The following is a 17,396-nucleotide window of genomic DNA, read 5'->3' as shown; positions in this document are numbered from 1 at the left end:
GCGGCGCGGCGACGCACGAGGAGGGGGAGCGCCGGGATCGGGGCGGGCCGGTTGCGCGGTCACGTCCTCGGCCTCCTGACCGTCCCCGGGGCGTGGTCGCCGGTCCGATCGATGTCACCGACGTCACCGCGCAGCGCCGGGTGGCGGTGAACGCCCTGCGCGGACGACCGGCTGAGGACGCTCAGCAGACGAACGCCTGCGGACAACGCCGCCCCGGTGACCGACCGGACCGCCGACCTGGAGGCCCCGATGCCCGAACCGATCGCTCCACAGGAACCCGAAACCGCCGCAGAGGCCACCGCGACACCGTTCGAAGTCGTCGTGACGGTCTCCGAGCAGGCCGACGTCGGACCGTTGTTCCGCCGTCTCAGCACCGTCCCGGAAGCCACCGTCACCCGGAGGCGCTCCGCCCCGGACGAGGGCGAGCTCGGCGTCGTCGAGACGCTGCAGTTGCTCGTGCCCTCCGCGGCCGTGCTCACCGTCGCGATCCGGACGCTGCCGGCGTTCATCAGGTCCCGGCGGTCGTCCGTGACCGTGACGCTCACCCGGGGGGACCGGTCCGCGACCGTCACCGGTGACAACCTCGACGACCCCCAGAAGGTCCTCGAGATCGCCGAACGCCTGCTCGGCGATGACTGACCCGGCGAGCCGGGACTACTCCCGGTCACGTGCGGTCCTCATGGGCACCTGGGACTACAAGGACTTCGAGCGGGTCCTCGCGGTCAAACGCAGCTTCAACCGGATGCGGGACCTGCTCCGGGACCCGGTGTGCGGCCCGTGGCCCAAAGAGTCCATCGTGCAGATCAAGAACCGCCCCACGCTCGGCACGAGCCGTGTCAAGCTCATCGACGCGCTCACCGCGGCCACGGACGTCGCGTTCTTCTACTACGTCGGACACGGGATCTACGACCACCGCGAGCGGCTGTGCCTCACCGTGGGCGACACGAGGATCGACGCGCACTACACGGCCGCCACGGGGCTGCCGTTCGAGACGGTGCGGGACGCGTTCCGCTTCAGCCCGGCCGCGGTCAAGATCGCCGTGCTCGACTGCTGCTACGCGGGGCTCGCCACGGAAGAGTACGGCCGCCTCTCCGCCACCCGCCTGCCCCCGGTGTCCGGCGCGTACGTGCTGATGAGCAGCAGCGCGTTCGAGACCTCCTGGTATGAGAAGGAGGACGTCGCCGACGCACAGACGTACTTCACCAAGGCCCTCGTGGACACCGTGCGCGAGGGCATCCGCGGCGCACCGGCCGGCCTCACCTTCGACCACATCTTCGGCGTGGTCGCCGACCGGCTCGTCGAGGACGGCAGACCCGAGCCGGGCCGCCGCATCGAGGACCACGCCGCCGGCTGGGTGTTCGCCCGCAACAACGCCCCCGACGCCCCACCCGAACCCGGCGCCGACCCGAACGCCCTCTACCGCGAGGCGTACCGCCGTGAGACCGAGGAGGGCGTCGAACGGCTGCCGGTGATCACCGCGATGTACCAGGCGGCGGCCGCGGCCGGACACACGCCCTCGATGAACCGGCTCGGGCAGATTGCCGAAGGCCGGGTCCAGGCGAGGATGCAGGGCATCGAGCCGGGCCCCGTCGACGGTACGGCGCTCTCGGAGGCGACGCAGTGGTACACGAGGGCCTCCGAAGCCGGCGACCCGGTCGGCCCGCTTCACCTCGGACAGCTCTACGAGGAGCAGTACAAGGACCAGAACCAGGCGTTGTACTGGTACGACCTCGCCGCACGCCGGGGCAACAGCGCGGCACGGGAACGGCTGACCGGACTGGAGCAGCGCATCCGCCTCGGGATCGACGCGTCCCGGCAGCCCGGGGACGAGCAACCCGGACAGGAGGACGACGAGGAGCCGGAACCGGAGCCCCCGACCGACGACACCATCGCCGGCCACGCCGCCGGGGTACTGCGGCAACGATGGCTGACCGACTGGGACGGCGACGAGCTGCTGGCGCTCACCCAGTGCCTCGACGTCCTCACCGACGCCTGCGGCGGCCCCTACGGCGAGTGGGCGGCCCTCGACGAGGCGGAACAAGCACGCATCCTCACCGACTTCACCGCACGGCTGCCCCGCAGGGCGGACCTCGCGAGCGAGGCGCACCGGTACTACAAGGACGTCGGCCCGGGGAAACTCCGCGCCCGCGCCGCCGAACTCCGTCGCCGGGAGAAGTGACCCGAACCGAACCACAGGACAGAGGAGGGACGACATGGTGATCCCGAAAGTCGGCAAGAGACTCCGGAAATCCCTCGAACGCCACCGGTTCTCGCTCCGGCCGCAACCCGACGCACGCCCCGGCGAGGAGACCGTCCACGTCGTCCTCGACAGCGACGGGGGAACGTTCCACGCCGGCCGTGTGGACCACCACCTGGGACTGTGGTGCGCCTTCGCCGTCGTGCGACCCCACGGGGTCTTCCGTGCCGACGAGGTCGGCCGGTACGAGTCGTTCGAGGACGCCGTGCTCGCCGTCCTCATGAGTTTCACCTACGTCGAGTAGGAGGCGCCCGCATGCGCGTCGAACCACGATTCCGCGACCAGATCAAATGCCTCGTCCTCAAGGACCGCAGGGCCAAGGCGCTCGACGAAGCCCTCTCACCGCGCGACAGGATCGCCTTCAACGACTTCCTCGTCTCGGTGGTCGCCGTGCTCCTCGCGCCGCGACTGGGCGACCGGTGCGACGTCGAGGACCTCGCGGCGTTCAGCGACGAGGTCGCCGCCGGGCACCGCGGCGAGCGACGACCGGTCAACGAGTTCGTCGTGGAGGAGATCCTCCGCCACATCTACGGAGTACCGCCGCTCTTCCGGACGATCCCCGTACCTCCCGCAGCGGTGTCAGGGGCGGGCGCGGCGATCGTGCGGCACCTGAATAACACGGACGTCGGCATCGCGGCCGACATCGACCGCGTCCTCGACGCGGCCGTGGACCTCCACCGGCGCCGCACCCGGCAGTGACGCCGTAGCTGTCCGGGATGGCGCAGTCTCCTGGCCCTGGATGCGAGTCGTTATGAGGCGTACGCCACCTTGATCTCAAAGGTCAGGAATCCGCCGTTCTGGTGCAGGTAACCGGGCTCTTCACCATGCAAAGTGTCTTCGGTGACGCTGATGCGCCGATTGTCGTGGAACTCGCGCAAAAACCAGATCTGCAAGGCGTTCCGGGAGGTCGGGCGCGTGATGCGGACCGTGGCGCTGCTGCGGTTTCTCGCCGACTCGGGGCTGCGGGCACGGGTGATCGCGGCCACCAACAAGGCCGAGGCCTACAACGGGTTCTCCGCCTGGACCCCGGTTCGGCAACCAGGGCGTGATCGCCGAGAACGACCCGGCCGAGCAGGAAAGTCGGTCAAATGGAACTCGCTGCTGTGCAACCTGGTCTTGTTCCACACCGCGATCGACATGATGAAGGTCATCCGGCAGCTGGTTGCCGAGGGGTGGCAGGTGACCGCTGAGGATCTGGCCCGGCTCCCGCCCTACCTGACCTCCCACATCCTCCGGTTCGGCGCCTACGCAACCGACGGACTCCACATCCCGCCGGACGTGTTCGACTCCGCGCTGGACGACGTCGACTTTGGCGGCGAACAGCCCGCGGCCGCGTAGCAGGGCACGGTAACGCAGCAGAGGGTGGTTTAGCGCCTCCCCCATGCAGGGCGACACTGGAGGGCCGAGGCTCCTCCATCTCTCACGCAGCACGCGTATCCCACGCAAATGTCCGCGCCGGGCGCTCGTCCGGGATCGGCGCCGGCTCGATGCTGGCGGCAGCGCGGCTGGACCATTCCGGCGCGATGCCGGCGGGGCGTCTGCGATGCTGTGCGCGTGGAGTACGTGTCCAGAGTGCCGCGACCGCCGCTGGACGGGCTGATCGACGACCTCTACTACCTGGAGGGTGCGCCGCCGTACGCCCGGCTGACTCTGCCGCCGATGCCGGCGGCGTTGCTCATCGTCAACCTCGGGGCGCCGTTCCTCATCCGCGCCGGCACCGACATCGAGACGGCCGAGTACGCCGATGGCTGCGTGGTCACCATGCCTACCCGCGCGTTGGAGTTCGGCTACCCACTCCGGACCCGGTCCGTCGGCGTGCACTTCAAGCCGTGGGGGCTGGCGCCGTTCCTGCCGATGCCCGCGGCCGAGCTGTGTGACCGGCCGGTGACGGTAGAGCAGGTTTGGGGCCGGTCCGCCATTGCCGAGCTGCGAGACCGGCTGGCCACGGCGGACGGACCGCACGAGATGCTGACGCTGCTCGAGGAGGAGCTGATGCGACGGCTGTGCGAGACCGTCGGCCTGGGGCTGGTCCGCCATACGAGCAGCGTCATCGCGGCGACCAGCGGGGTGGTGGCGATCGGCGGTCTGAGCGTGGCAGCCGGTGTCAGCAGCACTCATCTGGCGCAGCGGTTCAAGGAGCTCATCGGCGTCACGCCGAAGCGGCTGGCCCGCACCTACCGCTTCGCCGCCACCGTGTTCGCGATCGACCCCGCCGGACCGATCGACTGGGGCGACCTCGCCGGTGGCGCAGGCTACTTCGACCAGGCCCACTTCGGCCACGAGTTCCGGGCGTTCACCGGGCTCACGCCGACCCGGTACGTCGAAGTCCGGCGGCGGTTCCTGCGCGAGCATCCCGGCCACGTGTTGGACGGCTGGCCGCTGCCGGCCGATTGATTTCTTACAAGAGCGACAGCTCACGACACGTTAATTTGGGGCACCCCAAAGCAGAGGAGGGCTCCGTGGGCAAGGTGGTCATGTACAGCTCGGTGTCGGTGGACGGCTTCGTCGCGGACGAGAATGACCAGCCCGGGCCGCTGTTCGACTGGTTGTCCAGCGGTGACGTCCCGTTGGACGAGAGCGGCGGGTTGAAGGTGTCGCAGACGTCCTACGATTACACCCGGCCGTACTGGGACCAGATCGGGGTGACAGTCGTCGGCCGCCACGTCTTCGACATGACGGACGGCTGGGACGGGAAGCCTCCGGGCGGGATCGACCACGTGGTCGTCGTGACGCACCGGCCGGAGCCCGAGGGCTGGGACCCCGAGGCGCCGTTTCACTTCGTCGACGGCGTCGAGGCAGCCGTGGCCAAGGCGCAGGAGCTTGCGGGTGACCGCATGGTCGAGGTCGCCGCCGGCGACGTCGGTGGCCAGGTGCTTGCCGCGGGTCTGATCGACGAGGTGCGCATGGACGTCGTACCCGTGGTGTTCGGGTCCGGCAAGCGCTACTTCGGGTCGGTCCACGCGCAGCACCTGTTGGAGGATCCTGACGTGGTGATTCAGGGCAACCGGGTGCTTCACCTGCGCTATCGGGTGCGCCGTTGACCGACCTGAGCGGGTACGCGAAGAAGTCCACTGCGGACGGTGACACAAGATCGGGCCTCCGGCTGCGTTTGCGCATCGCTGTCTCTGGTCGGGCAGCCGGCGCCGATCCGCCCGGCATCTCACCTGCGGCAAGTTCAACTCAAGATCACTGGTTGCCGGTTTCCGTCGCATCTTTGGCCGACCCCCAGGAAGAGCGGCTCTTCACCAATGCAGGGTGTAGTCGGGGTCTGAATCCGCCTGTCTCGAGTAGGGATCGGGCGATGTAGTTGGTGAGGTTGCGGAAGCCGAGGGCGGAGCCGCGCAGGTGCGCCAGGCGGCCGTTGATCGCTTCGGTTGGACCGTTGCTGGTGCCGGGCCGCTCGAAGTAGGCCAGTACGTCAGCGGCTCGCTTGCTCAGGGTGCGGCCGAGCTTGGCGATCTCGACCAGCGGACTGGGGACGCCGGCGCTGAGCGACTCGATCAGCTTGACCATCAGCTCGCGGCCCGCGGCTGGGTCGGGGTGCCGGTAGGCGGCGATCATCCGCTGGTAGATGCCCCAGGTGGCCTCGACCTCGACGTGCTCATCGATGGCGAACAGGGCCGTGAGTCGGGCGGCCTGCCTGTCGGTGAGCAGGTCGGCACCGGTGTGCAGGGTTCGCCGGGCACGGTAGAGCGGGTCGTTCTTACGGCCGCAGCGGCCGCGGGCGGTCTGCTGAACGCGGCGGCGGCAGTCGTTGAGGGCGTCGCCGGCCAGGCGCACCACGTGGAAGGGGTCCATCACCGCGACCGCGGCGGGGATCTCCTCAGCGGCGGCGGTCTTGAAGCCGGTGAACCCGTCCATCGCGACGACCTCCACGGCCTCGCGCCACGCCTGGGGGCGCTGGGTAAGCCAGGCCTTGAACGCGGCCTTGGAGCGGCCCGGGATCATGTCCAGCAGCCTCGCTGGACCCGTACCGGCGCGCACCGGCGTGAGGCCGATGATCACGGTGACGTACTTGTCCCCGCGGCGGGTGTGGCGCCACACGTGCTCATCGACCCCGATGACCTTCACACCGTTCAACCGGCCGGGATCGTTGATCAGCACCCGTCGGCCCTCGGCCAGGACCGCGTCGCTGGCGGTGTTCCACGCGACGCCGAGCCCTTGGGCGGAAGATTTCAAGTCCAGTGAGACGGTCGTGGCGCTATGAGGTTTGTGGTGCGGGTTCCCTGCGTCTGGCCGGGTCGTTGATCCATGCCTGCAGGGGGACGCGCAGGGCGACGAACCGCGAATACATGCGCTTGAAGCCACCTCGGCCCCTGCCCGGCCGGGATCCCTCCCGCCAGGACACCGGCCTGGCCGCCGTCCGTCCGGCCGCGGTGACCAGATCTTTCACGGTCTGCGGCGCATCGGGGTACTGCACTTCGGGCGGTCGGCCGGTGCCCGCGTAGGCGGGCTGGACGGGCCGGGCGTCTGCCGGATGAGCGGTGTGGCGGCCGGAGATGCCGACCGCGTAGGGCAGGCAGCGCTCCTCCAGCCCGTGGCGGAAGGCGGCGGCATCGCCGTAGCCGGCGTCCGCGACGACCAAGGGGACGCTCACGCATGGAGTGGTTCATGCCGCTTCGCGTAGATCACTTCGCTGAGAAAACGTCACTGGCTCAAATCCACGCTATTCAGAGGCCTTTGGGCTGGATACCACCACCGGAGGCGGAGCGTCCACCCTTACTCTGCTTGCCATGCCTACACCACAAAACGTACAGCAAACCTCTGGGGGAGCAACCCGAAGAACGATCCTCCGCGGCATCGCCGCCACCCCGTTCGCCCTGGCCGCCGCCGAACTCGCCGCGCCTTCGCAGGCCAACGCGGCCGAACCGTACGGCCTCGTCATCAACACCCACCCGGACTGGGTACCGTCCGGCCCCTACACATCCGGGATCGAGGCCCTCGGCGCCGAGCTGCCCCGGGTCGGCGCCGACGACGTTCTCGCCGACCTGAACCACAGCGCCGTCCGGGTCGGCTCCGTGCCCGGTCTTCCGTCCGGCCACTTCGGTTACGGCTTCCGATGGAGCCGCGAAGACTTCCTCACCCCCCGCTGGCGGCCTCAGGGCATCACGACCAACTTCGACGGCTGGGGCGGTGACGCGACCGGCCCGGGCGGAGGCACGCGCAAGAAGGTCGTCCTGGTCTCCTGGTACGCCACCGACACCGCCGACTCGGGGCTCGGTGCCCGTGTCAGCTTCGTCGACATCACGAACCCGGCCCGGCCGCGCTACCGCCACGTACTCCTCGTCCAGCCGTACAACGTCCGCGGCGGCGACTACACCTTCGCCACCGCTCGGATCCACGCCGGAGGCATCGGCTGGTACGGCAACAGGCTGTACATCGCGGACACCGGCCGTGGCCTGCGCGTCTACAACCTGGACGACATGTTCAAGGTCCCCCGGGGCTCCGGTATCGGCCGCCAGGACGACGGGACCTTTCACGCGTACGGCTACGAGTACGTACTCCCGCAGAGCCGCGACTACCACTACACCGACTCCTCGCACCGCCTGAGCCGCTACTCCCAGGTTGCTGTGGACCGCACGACCAGCCCACACACCCTCCTCGTGAGCGAGTTCCACGAAGGTGACGAACATCCCGACACCGTGACCCGGGCCGTACGCTGGAATTTGCACCCCTCCAGCAGCGCGCTCGTACCGGTCGACTCGGAGAACCGGGTTCACTCCACGGGCGTCGCGGAAATTCTCAACGCCCGCCAGACCCAGGGCGCGGTCAGTGTGAACGGTACCTACTACCTCTCCGTCAGCAAGGGCTCCAGGCGCGGCTACCTCCGTACGTGGAGGGAGGGCAGCACCTCCCAGGCCGCCGCAGCCTGGCGCCTCCCCGTCGGCCCCGAGGACCTGAGCTACCACGGCGGAACAGGACGCCTATGGGGGCTCAATGAGTACCGGGGCAATCGCTACGTGTTCGCAATGAAGCCGTAGTCCCGCAGCTTTCTGCCTCGGATCAACACGATCGGACCGCCGAGCCGCTGGTGTGCGGTCCGGGTCAGGCCGCGGTGGTCCTTCCGGAAAAAGGGTCTGCGTCCCTCCGGCTGGGTGGGACTGGTAGATCAACCGGAAGGACCCTCCGAGCCTGTGACGGATCGGGCGGCGACGGATGAGCGGCGGGAGCGGCCCCGCACGCGCACAACGGGAATGCGGCCGTGGCGGATCCGAGCGCGGGTGGCGGTGGCGCCATCGAGAGGTTCAGTCAAGATTTTCATGAAGCGGTGACGGAGCGTCATGCTGGGCTGACATGCGCGGTCTGTGCTGTGCCGGTGATGCGCCGGTCGAGGCGGCAGGACGCTGCGATCGCGTGAGGGATGCTGCAGCAGTTCCTCCCGCACCTGGCCGCGGTGCGGGTGGGGGAGGAGAAGGTACTGGTTGTCGCTCGGACCCGGGACGGAACGGCCGTGCCCTGTCCGGATTGCGGTACGCCGGATCGGCGAGTCCGCAGCCGCTACCGGCGGCACTTGGCCGATGCCGCCCTGGGCGGCCGTCCGGTCGTCATCGACCTGTGTGTTCGGCGCTTGTTCTGCGATAGTGCTCGCTGCGCTCGTCGGACCTTTGCCGAGCAGGCAGCAGAGTTGACCGTGGATGACGTCCCTTGTCGTGGTGTAGCCGATCAAGGTTAGGGAGCGCGCCGGGGGCGTGCGCCAATGTGGCTTTCGCTCCCGGCCCGCAGGGTGGGTCACCGTGCAACTCTCCGTACTGAAGGGGCAATTCAACGCGGGAGGTGCAGGGTGGCCCTGTCTCAGCATGACCTACTCCGGTTGTTGGAGTCACTACGTTCGGCGGACGGGCTTGAACTCGTTCGCGGTGTGGCCGAGCGGATGCTCCAGGAGCTGATCGAGGCCGAGGCCACGGCCCTGATCGGCGCGGAGTGGAACGAGCACACCGAGACGCGTACCGCGCTTCGCAACGGCCACCGGGACAAGACGCTCAGCACGCAGGCCGGCGATTTGGACCTCGCGATCCCCAAGCTGCGGTCGGGGAGCTTCTTCCCCGCGCTGCTGGAGCGGCGCCGCCGCATCGACCAGGCCCTGTATGCCGTCATCATGGAGGCTTACGTCCACGGCGTGTCCACGTGATCGGAGGTCGGTACGCGCGTATGAGGAGCAGTACGGCATCCTGCGTGCTCAGGCCCTGACTCCGCGCGAGTCGCTGGGGCTCCTCGAAAGGATGCTGGGAGAGCCATGAACGCGGAAGACGCGACGCACGGTCCGACCAACCTGTCCTGGCGCACGAGCAGTTACAGTACTGGATCGGGTGGCGAGTGCGTTGAGGTCGCCCTTACCGCTGTCGGCGTGCACGTGCGTGACTGGAAGTGCGTGGCGCAGGGTGGGCCTGTGCTGAAGGTCGGCCCGGCTGCGTGGGCGGCCTTGCTTGAGGCGATGTGAGCTTGCTGTCGCCGTGAGCCGGTCGTTCCCATGACCGGTCGAGTGAAGACGTACGACGGCTCGCGACGGCCGGCGCTTCTCCAAGTGAAGCACCGGCCGTCCAGGAACACGCCCCCTCGCTCCGGACCGCCGCGGCCTGTCCCCGCGAGGCGCCCGCCGTATCAGCCGCTGCGCTGTCCAGGCCGTCGGCGTTGAAGCCGTGGATCACGTCCCGTACTCGGTCGTCGCTGGGAAAATGGTCGGGCACGCTGGTCCGTGATGACGCGGCTGCCCGTCTTGACTACCGGACTTCCGTAGAGATCGGGTCGAGGAAGAAGAGGCACTGGACCGCGTTGAATTCGCCCACCTCGGCGACGAAGCGGAACTTGTCGCCTTCGCCGATGGTGGCGGGGATCTTCTTGCCGGTCAGGTTCAGGTTAAGGATGTTGATGTCCTCGTACTTGAAGGCCGGGCCGACCGTCGTTTGCGGTCCCTTGTCGCCTGGGCCCAGGAGGAAGTCGTAGCGGGTTTTGTAGTCACCGTGGGGCGCCATGTTGACGATCGAGCCGTTGAACGCGATCGTCTGGCCCTTGTGCCTGGTCGCGAAGTCCAGGTTCGCTTCGTCGCAGTAGTCCGGCGTCTTCAGCAGCGCCGCGAACTCCGGGTTGTTCTGAGGCGTGATCACCTCAGTGGCGGCCGACTTGGCCGCGGTCGGAGTCGGCGCAGCGGAAGTCTTCTCGCTCGCAGCGGCCGCCGACTTGCCTGACTCGCCCTTCTTCTCGCCTCCGTCGCTGAGTGCGGAGGCAACGCCGATGACGATGGCCAGGATCACGAGGACGGCGGCTGCCGCGCCGATCAGGAGCCACGGCTGTGGCTTCTTCGGCCGACGGAAGTCGAGGGTGGAGCGAAGGGCGCCCTGGGCCTGTTCCACGAGCTCCCAGCCGTCCTTCTGCATCTTCGAGATCACCAAGCCGTCGGTCCCGCGAACTGTCCGCACGGTCTTGTACTCGTACTTGATCTCGTCGGCCATGCGGTTCCGCCCCCCAATGGACTGTTCATACCAACTGCCTCGCGAGCATAGAGGGCTTCGCGAGGAACTCGGCGTCACCAACATCATCTTCGGCAATCCGGTGGCGTGCCGTGTCCTGGCCGATACGCGGATCGGTGGTCTCCTCGCCGTCCGGCCGGACAGTGCCGTCATCGATGTCGTCCAGGAGGTCGGCGCACTGCCGAGGGCACCCCGTGATGTACCCGCGTCGGGGGGACCGGTGCCGCATTCTCGTGGACGGGCGGGTGAGGGCGGATCCTTGGCGGGGTGTGCGCACCCGAGGGTGCTGTACGCGGGGAGGGCGGCTTTCCCCGTACGCGGTACGAGGGAAGCCGCCCGAAGTGGCACGAAAGCTACGGTGCGTGTCCCTAGGGTGGGCCCGGAGTGAAGGTCGCGCGCCGTGCGGCGGGGTTCCGCAGCGGCGCCTCCGCGTGGGCGGGGTGAGGTGAGAGGGCACCGTTGACGGGGAACGGCGAGGGCGAGACGGGCATCCTGCGGTGTTTCGGGCAGCAGGTGCGGCTGCTGAGGACGAGTCGGGGGCTGACACGGGCGGAGCTGGGCGCGAGGCTCGGGTACGGCGAGGACATGATCGCGTCGGTGGAGCTGGGGCGGCGAATCCCGAGACCGGAGTTCATCGAGCGGGCGGACGCGGTGCTGGAGGCCGGCGGTCTGCTGACGGTGATGAAGGAGGAGGTGGCGCGGGCCCGGTACCCCGCCTTCTTCCGGGATGCGGCGAAGCTGGAGGGGGAGGCGGTTGAGCTGCATGTCTATGCCAACCAGGCCGTGCCGGGGCTGTTGCAGACGGAGGAGTATGCGCGGGCGGTGTTCGACGCGCGGCGCCCTCTTCTGGACGAGAGAGTTATCTCCGAGCGGGTGGCGGCTCGTCTCGCACGGCAGGAGATCTTCGACCGAAAGCCCCTGCCGACGATCAGCTTCGTGATCGAAGAGTCGCTTCTACGGCGGCCGATCGGTGGGTGGGGCGTGTGGCGTGGGCAGTTGGAGGAAACCGCCCTCCGAGGGCGGAGCCGGAACGTCGAGATTCAGATCATGCCGACCGAGGTCAGTGAACATGCGGCGCTGGCTGGACCGTTCACCTTGATCGAGACGGTCAAAGGCCAGAGGATCGCCTATGTAGAGGTACAGAAAGAAAGCCGCCTACTCCACGAGCGGAGTTCGGTGCGTGAGCACGAGGAGCAGTACGGCATCCTTCGAGCGCAGGCACTGACGCCGCGTGAGTCGTTGCAACTGATCGAGAAGCTACTGGGAGAGAGATGAACGCCGTGGACGAAGCTAAGGCGAACGGTGAACTGGTCTGGCGCAAGAGCACCTACAGCAGCGGCGAGGGTGGCGAGTGCGTGGAGGTCGCTGTCGCTGGCGGCGTCGTTCGTGTGCGGGACTCGAAGCAGGCGGTGACGAGTGGGCCTGTGCTGAGTCTTGGCTCACTGGCGTGGTCTGCATTGCTCGACGCGATGTGAGCTGGCCGTTCCACGGTCGGTCGTGCGAGGCAGACAGTGGCACGCGAGGTCGGCGCTTCATTATAGGAAGCGCCGACCTGCGCTATGAGGAGTGGTACTCAGGCCTCATGGCGCCCCGGTGGGGTCCAGCGGCCAGTGGCGATCTCCTTGTCTAGGCGAGCTTGGAAGTGGGCATGGGCGGCGCGCATCTCGGCTTCGCGGTCGGCCTTGTAGAAGGGGGCGGTGTAGCCGGCGGGGGGCGGGGTGGTGGCCGGGTTCTCCAGGTGGGCGAGGAGATCGAAGTAGTCCTGCTTGGTCTGGCCATGGCCGTAGGTGTTGAAGTCGCCCGCGATCTTGCGGCCGTTTGCGTCGAAGTAGGTGGCCGACTCGTAGTCGTACAACTGCGGGTAGCGCGACTTGAAGATGGCGACGAGTTGGTCGGCAGTGATGCCGAGCCAGACGGAAACGAGGGCGTCGAGCTCGACGAGCGCGGCACGGCGCTCGTACTCGGTGCGGAGGGGAGTGCCGTACTCCCAGGTGGGGGTGAGGCTGGCGGCGAGGGGCTTCAGGTGAGGCCAGTGGGGGTTGGCCCAGTCCTCGTAGCCCGCCCAGCGAGGGTCGAACAGCTCCTCCCAGAGGAGGGCGTAGTGGGTGGTGAGGGTGTTCAAGCGGAGGGTGCGGAGGAGGAGGGAGGGGGCGAGGGGGTGGTTCAGGGCAGGGGCAGGCATCTTGCGGGCGTCGGTGACGTCAAGGTGCCCGCGACCGGTGATGCGCAGCAGGTAGTCCAAGGGGAGCGCTGCCCAGAATCCTGCGTTGAGGGTCGTAAGTTGGTTACTTTCAAGCGCCATGCTCCGCACGGCATGGATATGAGCTGGGCCGGGCGGGAGTAGGGCGGCCTGCAAGCTGCGACTACCGTGAAACGGGATCATCTCGCGCCATGCAAGACGGAAATGGTAGGTGTACGGCTTGCCGCGCCATAGATCCTGGGCGGCTCGGTATGTCTGCTCATCGGCAGCCCGAACGTAATTGGTTACCGGGATGTGGGAGCCGGGCAGGTCTGTTGGTGCGGTCGAGTCCCAGTCTCGGTTGCTTCGGCAGGGGATCCGCGGCTCCTTGGAGAAGGGGAGCGCTGCCGCGAAGTGCGGCCCCTGGAGGATGACATCTGCGAGCTGAGGGACGGCCTGGTTGCCCCAACGGATCAGCCCGTCCTTCTTGGCGCCAGCTTCATGGTATCCACTTGAAATCATCGGCCGGTAGTCGGCCAGGCTGTTGCCATAGGCGGCCAGTGCCTCGATCGCCCCTTGCTCGCCAACGAGAACCGGGTACAGCAGAGGGGCCTGTGCTGCTCCACCTGTTGAGCCCGTCAGGGCCTGCCAACTGGCCAGCAGTGCAGTGTTCACATGCACCACGCGCTTGTGGTGCGGTCGGATGTCCCATGAACCGTTGTGCTTGATGCCGGGCGTTGCACCCTGTCCGTCGTGGATCAGCGAGCTAGGCAGGACCTCGGCGTCGCGGAGCTCGCTGAGATGTAGGAAGTCTGGCTCCTGTGATGTTCCATAGATGTGCATTCCGAATTCCTGTGCGCGATCAAGGTCTTCGAACGCCCAGTTCGCCGAGTTCACAAAATGCGCGTGGATCCGGAGATGCCGGTACGCTGAGGCCCGGAGGACGCCCTCGCGCACGCCTCCGAAGTGCGTGTCCGGGTGGATCAGGCCTGCGCTACCGTGCTCTGCGATGTGCTGCCACACCTGAGCCATGAAGGCTCGGTACAGGTCGCCCTGGGTACCAAGTAGGAGCGGGTACACGGTGGGACTGCCCAGCACGGCGACGGCCCCCGCATGGGCGGCCAGCTCGTCGAGGAGGAAGCCCTGACATTCCGCACGAGTGCTCAGCACCTCTTCCTTGCGGAGGCGCCATTCCGCTGGACTCGGTTTGTCCGCCAGTGTGAACCACGGCTCCAGTTCCGCCAGGACCTGGTCCTCCTGCCACCGAGGTCGAACCCAAGGCGGATTCCCCACCTGCAGATCGAACCCACCCTGCCCCGCGAAGACGGCTGCGTACTCCAACTCCCAGTGGAAGAACCCCTGCCGCTCCGCCACATCCCGAGCAACCCCCGCCCACGGATACCGCGACTCCAGCGAGGTGAACCGCTCCATGCCCATCCATTCGGGCAACTCGTCCTCGTACCGCTCCAGTTCATCCAGGGTGTCGAACTGGGCCACCAGCGAGTCCGCGGCCACGTCCTGCGTGCCCAGCAGGGACTCGGCGAAGTCCAGCCAGTCGTCCAGCGAGGCCAACGCGATCACCGGGCGGCGCTCGCCCCGGATCTGTTCCTTGCGGCTTCCGCCCCGCGCGCTTTTCGACTTGACCTCGACGACCTGGACGTCGCCGAACAGGTCTTCCGACTCGTACGTCTCCCGCGCGGGCGCACCCGACTGAGCCGGAACCGGGGCCGTCGACACGGTCCACCCCGCCGACTGCGAGGCGACCTCCGCCGCCCGCGCGTACGACTCGTGCGAACCGTCCAGCAGCACGGCCTCCTGCACCGGCCAGAACCACAGCGCGCACCACGCGTCCATCAGCGTCTTCAGACGCCAGTACGGGGTGTCGACCGCCTCCAGGTCCGCCTTGACTTTCTCCCTCGGGACCGCGACCTCGGGCGAGCGCAGCCAGCCGTCCTCCGCGCCCCACACGTCGATCCGTCGCGAGATCTCCCGCTCGGAGATCTCCAGCCGGCGGACGACCAGCCCCCACAGGTACTCCGCCCGCCGCGCCAGGCCCTGGAGCCGCTTGGTCTGCGTGGCGTTGGGGGACTTGGTGATGGCCTTGCGCCAGGCCGCGAGCGCCTTCGCCTCCTCCGGGGCCAGCGCCTTGGCCTCCTTCTCGGTAGCGACCGCGCCCCACTCCTTCGCCGGGAGGAGGAAGTGGTGCACCGCGCCCTCGGGCAGCGGGGTGCCCGCCAGAGCCTCCGACAGCGGGAAGCGTTCCGGAGTCGTACCGAGCCAGCCGCCCTTCTTCAGCTTCTCCGCCGGATAGATCTCCCGCCGCCCGCCGATCAGCGAGTTGCCGCGCCGCAGGTGCAGGCCGAACCACGGGGCCTCCATGCCGGGGTGCATGGTGTTCAGCCACAGCGACACCTCCGCCAGCTCCACCGCCGTGTCGTTGAGGTCGACGCCGTAGGAGTTGTGCAGCGCGATGTACGCCTTGGCCTTCTGGAGTTCGACCGCGTACTTCTCGGTGTCGATGGCGACGCCCAGCTCGTCCTGGCGGCGCCGCAGGTACTCCGCCGCGACCTGGTTGATCGCCTCGTTGAGGAACGCGCCCGAGCCGAGCGCCGGCTCGCAGATCTTCCAGTCCAGCAGCTCGCGCGCCTCGGTGACCGTGTCGTCCTGGTCCAGGCGGTGCTGCAACGCGAGCTGGACCGTCACGCGGGTCAGCGACTCGGGGGTGTAGTACGAGGCCGAGGTCTGGCGGTCACGCCCCGACAGGCGGTACACGAACGCGCCCGGCGCGTACCGCACGCGCCGCTCCTCGCCGGTGTCCTCGTCCTTGTGCCGGACGAACACCTCGTCGGGGTACTCGTCGGCCTTGGTCGCCGGGATCAGCCAGGAGCCGTCCTTCGGGTCGCCGTTCTTCGCGACCTCGTACAGCTCCTCGCCCGCGACGAAGCCCGAGTAGGACATCAGGCCCTCGTACACGGCGCCGAGCTGGTTGATGCCGAGCTGGGCGTAGGAGATGAAGCCGCCGCGCTCGCGCTTCTTGCCGCGGGTCAGCATCAGCAGGCGCAGCACCCGGTACAGCGTCTCGTTGCGCAGCCGGGTGTCGATGAAGCGCTCCCCACCCTCGGCACCGGCGGCCTCGGCCTCGGTGTCGACGCGCGGGTCGGGGACGGCGTTTCGGCCGATCAGCCGGATCGCGTCCGGCTCGAACAGCTTGGAGTGCAGCGGTTCGAAGCGCAGGCCCAGGTCCTCGGAGGTCTTCGCGGTCACGGCCTCGGCCGGCTCCGCGTCCACACCGTGCGTGCGGCGCGGGCGGTAGCCCTCCTGGACCTTGCGGAACAGCAGGTCCAGCGACTCGTACAGGTAGAAGCCCTTGCGGGACTTCTCGTCGATCAGGTCGCGCTCGGCGATCAGCTCGCCGAGGCGGCCCAGGCCGTAGCCCATCTGGTACTCGGGGTAGTCCGAGGGCAGGATGCCCAGCTCGGGACGGGCCTCCGCGTACAGCAGGAACAGGATGCGGTACAGGTAGCGCAGCGACTCGCGGGTCAACTGGCGGCCCAGCTCGGGGAGTTCCTTGACCTGCTCGGGGCGGACGCCGGCCTCGCGGAGCCGGTCCAGGACCTCGTTGGCGATGAGTTCGACGCTCAGCCGCAGGCCGTCGCGCAGTTCGCTGGAGACGCCCACCGCGTGCTTCGTCGACTTGTCGACGAGTGTGGCGAGGGGGTTCTCGCCGCCCTCCTCCGGGGTGCGCAGCGAGTCGGCGCCGAACAGGGCGGCCACCGTGTCGAGTTCGCCGCCCGCCTTGGTGTCGTTGCGCTCCAGCGCCGTGTCCAGCGACACCGCCAGGTAGCGGCCCTCGCCCCAGGCGGCCCGGTCGGCGAGCACGACGACGCCGCCGACCAGCAGCAGGACGTAGCGGGGGGCGTCCTCGCAGGCGAACAGGAAGGAGGCGAGCTTGGAGCCGGTGGTGACGGTGTGCTGGCCGTCCAGGCGCAGCTCGTCCAGGAGGCGGCCCGCGCCATCGGGGTCCAGTGCGTCGTCGGGCTCGGCGGACCAGCCGCAGTCCAGGGCGACGAGATCCTTCTCCGTGTGCGCGACGGTCACCTCGTACGACTGGTCGGCGCGGACGACGGTGAGCGTGCCCGGCTTGGCGTCGAAGCCGAGGGCGCGCAGCACCTCCGCGTTGAGCGCGCGGACGCGGTCGCGCCACTCGGGGGCGTCGTACGTCACGGCGTCGTCGCCGGTCGCCGCCCGCTCCTCGTCCATCGTGAAGTACGAGCGGGCCGCGAAGTACGGGCGGCGCAGCGCTCGCAGGCCCGCGCGCGGGGTGACCGGCAGCGCGCCCTCGGGCCGCTCGGCGCCGGCGGCGTCCTCCTCGCGCTGCTTCCACTGGGCGAGCAGACCGGACTTGAGGTCCTTGGGGAGGACCTCGGCGAGGTAGTGCGCGGAGAAGTAGTCGCCGCGGTTGACCAGGGAGTCGAACGTCATCGTGGTGAACCTC

14 protein-coding genes and 4 pseudogenes are annotated in these 17,396 nt (G+C 68.6%); 14 read left to right on the top strand and 4 right to left on the bottom strand.

The genetic code is table 11. From position 1 onward, the window contains the following. The first annotated feature begins 216 nt into the window (after window positions 1–216). The 7 genes from ACX25U_RS05440 to ACX25U_RS05410 all read left to right on the top strand — a co-directional run bounded on the left by ACX25U_RS05440 (window position 217) and on the right by ACX25U_RS05410 (window position 5,298). On the top strand, window positions 217–639 hold the full coding sequence (locus tag ACX25U_RS05440) for an effector-associated constant component EACC1 (protein WP_454389395.1): 423 nt from the start codon (window positions 217–219) through the stop codon (window positions 637–639). Continuing rightward, window positions 632–2,179: a caspase, EACC1-associated type gene (locus ACX25U_RS05435; RefSeq protein WP_454389394.1), complete on the top strand. Its 1,548-nt coding sequence runs from the start codon at window positions 632–634 to the stop codon at window positions 2,177–2,179. The genes ACX25U_RS05440 and ACX25U_RS05435 overlap by 8 nt, the downstream gene beginning before the upstream one ends. 34 nt (window positions 2,180–2,213) lie before the next feature. Then, window positions 2,214–2,501 (top strand): hypothetical protein, encoded by a 288-nt coding sequence (locus tag ACX25U_RS05430; RefSeq protein ID WP_454389393.1) that lies wholly within the window; start codon window positions 2,214–2,216, stop codon window positions 2,499–2,501. An 11-nt stretch (window positions 2,502–2,512) separates the two neighbouring features. Continuing rightward, complete coding sequence (locus tag ACX25U_RS05425; RefSeq protein ID WP_454389392.1) at window positions 2,513–2,956, top strand: hypothetical protein; 444 nt, start codon at window positions 2,513–2,515, stop codon at window positions 2,954–2,956. Window positions 2,957–3,097: 141 nt separating this feature from the next. Beyond that, window positions 3,098–3,595, top strand: coding sequence for a Tn3 family transposase (locus ACX25U_RS05420; RefSeq protein WP_454389391.1), 498 nt, complete (start codon window positions 3,098–3,100; stop codon window positions 3,593–3,595). 216 nt (window positions 3,596–3,811) lie between these two features. Continuing rightward, window positions 3,812–4,651 carry a helix-turn-helix domain-containing protein gene (locus ACX25U_RS05415; RefSeq protein ID WP_454389390.1) on the top strand — a complete coding sequence of 280 codons (840 nt, stop codon included), beginning with the start codon at window positions 3,812–3,814 and terminating at the stop codon, window positions 4,649–4,651. A 65-nt stretch (window positions 4,652–4,716) separates the two neighbouring features. Then, a complete protein-coding gene (locus tag ACX25U_RS05410; protein ID WP_454389389.1) occupies window positions 4,717–5,298 on the top strand; it encodes a dihydrofolate reductase family protein in 582 nt (193 codons plus the stop codon). A 145-nt stretch (window positions 5,299–5,443) separates the two neighbouring features. Here ACX25U_RS05410 and ACX25U_RS05405 read toward each other — a convergent pair. Further along, window positions 5,444–6,442, bottom strand: a pseudogene (locus ACX25U_RS05405) (ISL3 family transposase); the annotation flags it as partial. Between the two features lie 79 nt (window positions 6,443–6,521). Next, window positions 6,522–6,854, bottom strand: a pseudogene (locus tag ACX25U_RS05400) (transposase); the annotation flags it as partial. A gap of 136 nt (window positions 6,855–6,990) precedes the next feature. On the opposite strand from ACX25U_RS05400, the gene ACX25U_RS05395 reads away from it, so the two are divergent. From ACX25U_RS05395 to ACX25U_RS05375, 5 genes and pseudogenes are all read left to right on the top strand, one after another. Next, entirely contained in the window at window positions 6,991–8,238 is a 1,248-nt protein-coding gene (locus ACX25U_RS05395) for a hypothetical protein (RefSeq protein ID WP_454389388.1), read from the top strand. Between the two features lie 380 nt (window positions 8,239–8,618). Continuing rightward, a complete protein-coding gene (locus ACX25U_RS05390; protein ID WP_454389387.1) occupies window positions 8,619–8,930 on the top strand; it encodes a transposase family protein in 312 nt (103 codons plus the stop codon). 108 nt (window positions 8,931–9,038) lie between these two features. Beyond that, window positions 9,039–9,383 (top strand): annotated as a pseudogene (locus ACX25U_RS05385) (transposase); the annotation flags it as partial. Between the two features lies 1 nt (window position 9,384). Beyond that, window positions 9,385–9,495: pseudogene (locus ACX25U_RS05380) on the top strand (transcriptional regulator); the annotation flags it as partial. Continuing rightward, window positions 9,492–9,695, top strand: coding sequence for a DUF397 domain-containing protein (locus ACX25U_RS05375; RefSeq protein WP_454389386.1), 204 nt, complete (start codon window positions 9,492–9,494; stop codon window positions 9,693–9,695). The pseudogene ACX25U_RS05380 and the gene ACX25U_RS05375, both read left to right, overlap by 4 nt. 280 nt (window positions 9,696–9,975) lie before the next feature. Here ACX25U_RS05375 and ACX25U_RS05370 read toward each other — a convergent pair whose 3' ends face one another. Further along, the gene (locus ACX25U_RS05370; RefSeq protein WP_454389385.1) at window positions 9,976–10,704 is read right to left on the bottom strand and encodes a DUF4839 domain-containing protein; all 729 of its coding nucleotides are present in this window, start codon (window positions 10,702–10,704) and stop codon (window positions 9,976–9,978) included. Window positions 10,705–11,181: 477 nt separating this feature from the next. Here ACX25U_RS05370 and ACX25U_RS05365 point away from each other — a divergent pair, with 477 nt between their 5' ends. Both ACX25U_RS05365 and ACX25U_RS05360 read left to right on the top strand, forming a co-directional pair. Continuing rightward, on the top strand, window positions 11,182–11,997 hold the full coding sequence (locus ACX25U_RS05365) for a helix-turn-helix domain-containing protein (protein WP_454389384.1): 816 nt from the start codon (window positions 11,182–11,184) through the stop codon (window positions 11,995–11,997). After that, the gene (locus ACX25U_RS05360) at window positions 11,994–12,197 is read left to right on the top strand and encodes a DUF397 domain-containing protein (RefSeq protein ID WP_454389383.1); all 204 of its coding nucleotides are present in this window, start codon (window positions 11,994–11,996) and stop codon (window positions 12,195–12,197) included. The genes ACX25U_RS05365 and ACX25U_RS05360 overlap by 4 nt, the downstream gene beginning before the upstream one ends. A 98-nt stretch (window positions 12,198–12,295) precedes the next feature. Here ACX25U_RS05360 and ACX25U_RS05355 read toward each other — a convergent pair whose 3' ends face one another. Further along, a complete protein-coding gene (locus ACX25U_RS05355; protein WP_454389382.1) occupies window positions 12,296–17,383 on the bottom strand; it encodes a class I SAM-dependent DNA methyltransferase in 5,088 nt (1,695 codons plus the stop codon). Window positions 17,384–17,396: the final 13 nt, after the last annotated feature.

This window comes from Streptomyces sp. JNUCC 63, from assembly GCF_054366325.1.
The sequence above is the reverse complement of the archived record's forward strand: the minus strand, read 5'-3'. Positions and strand labels throughout refer to the sequence as shown.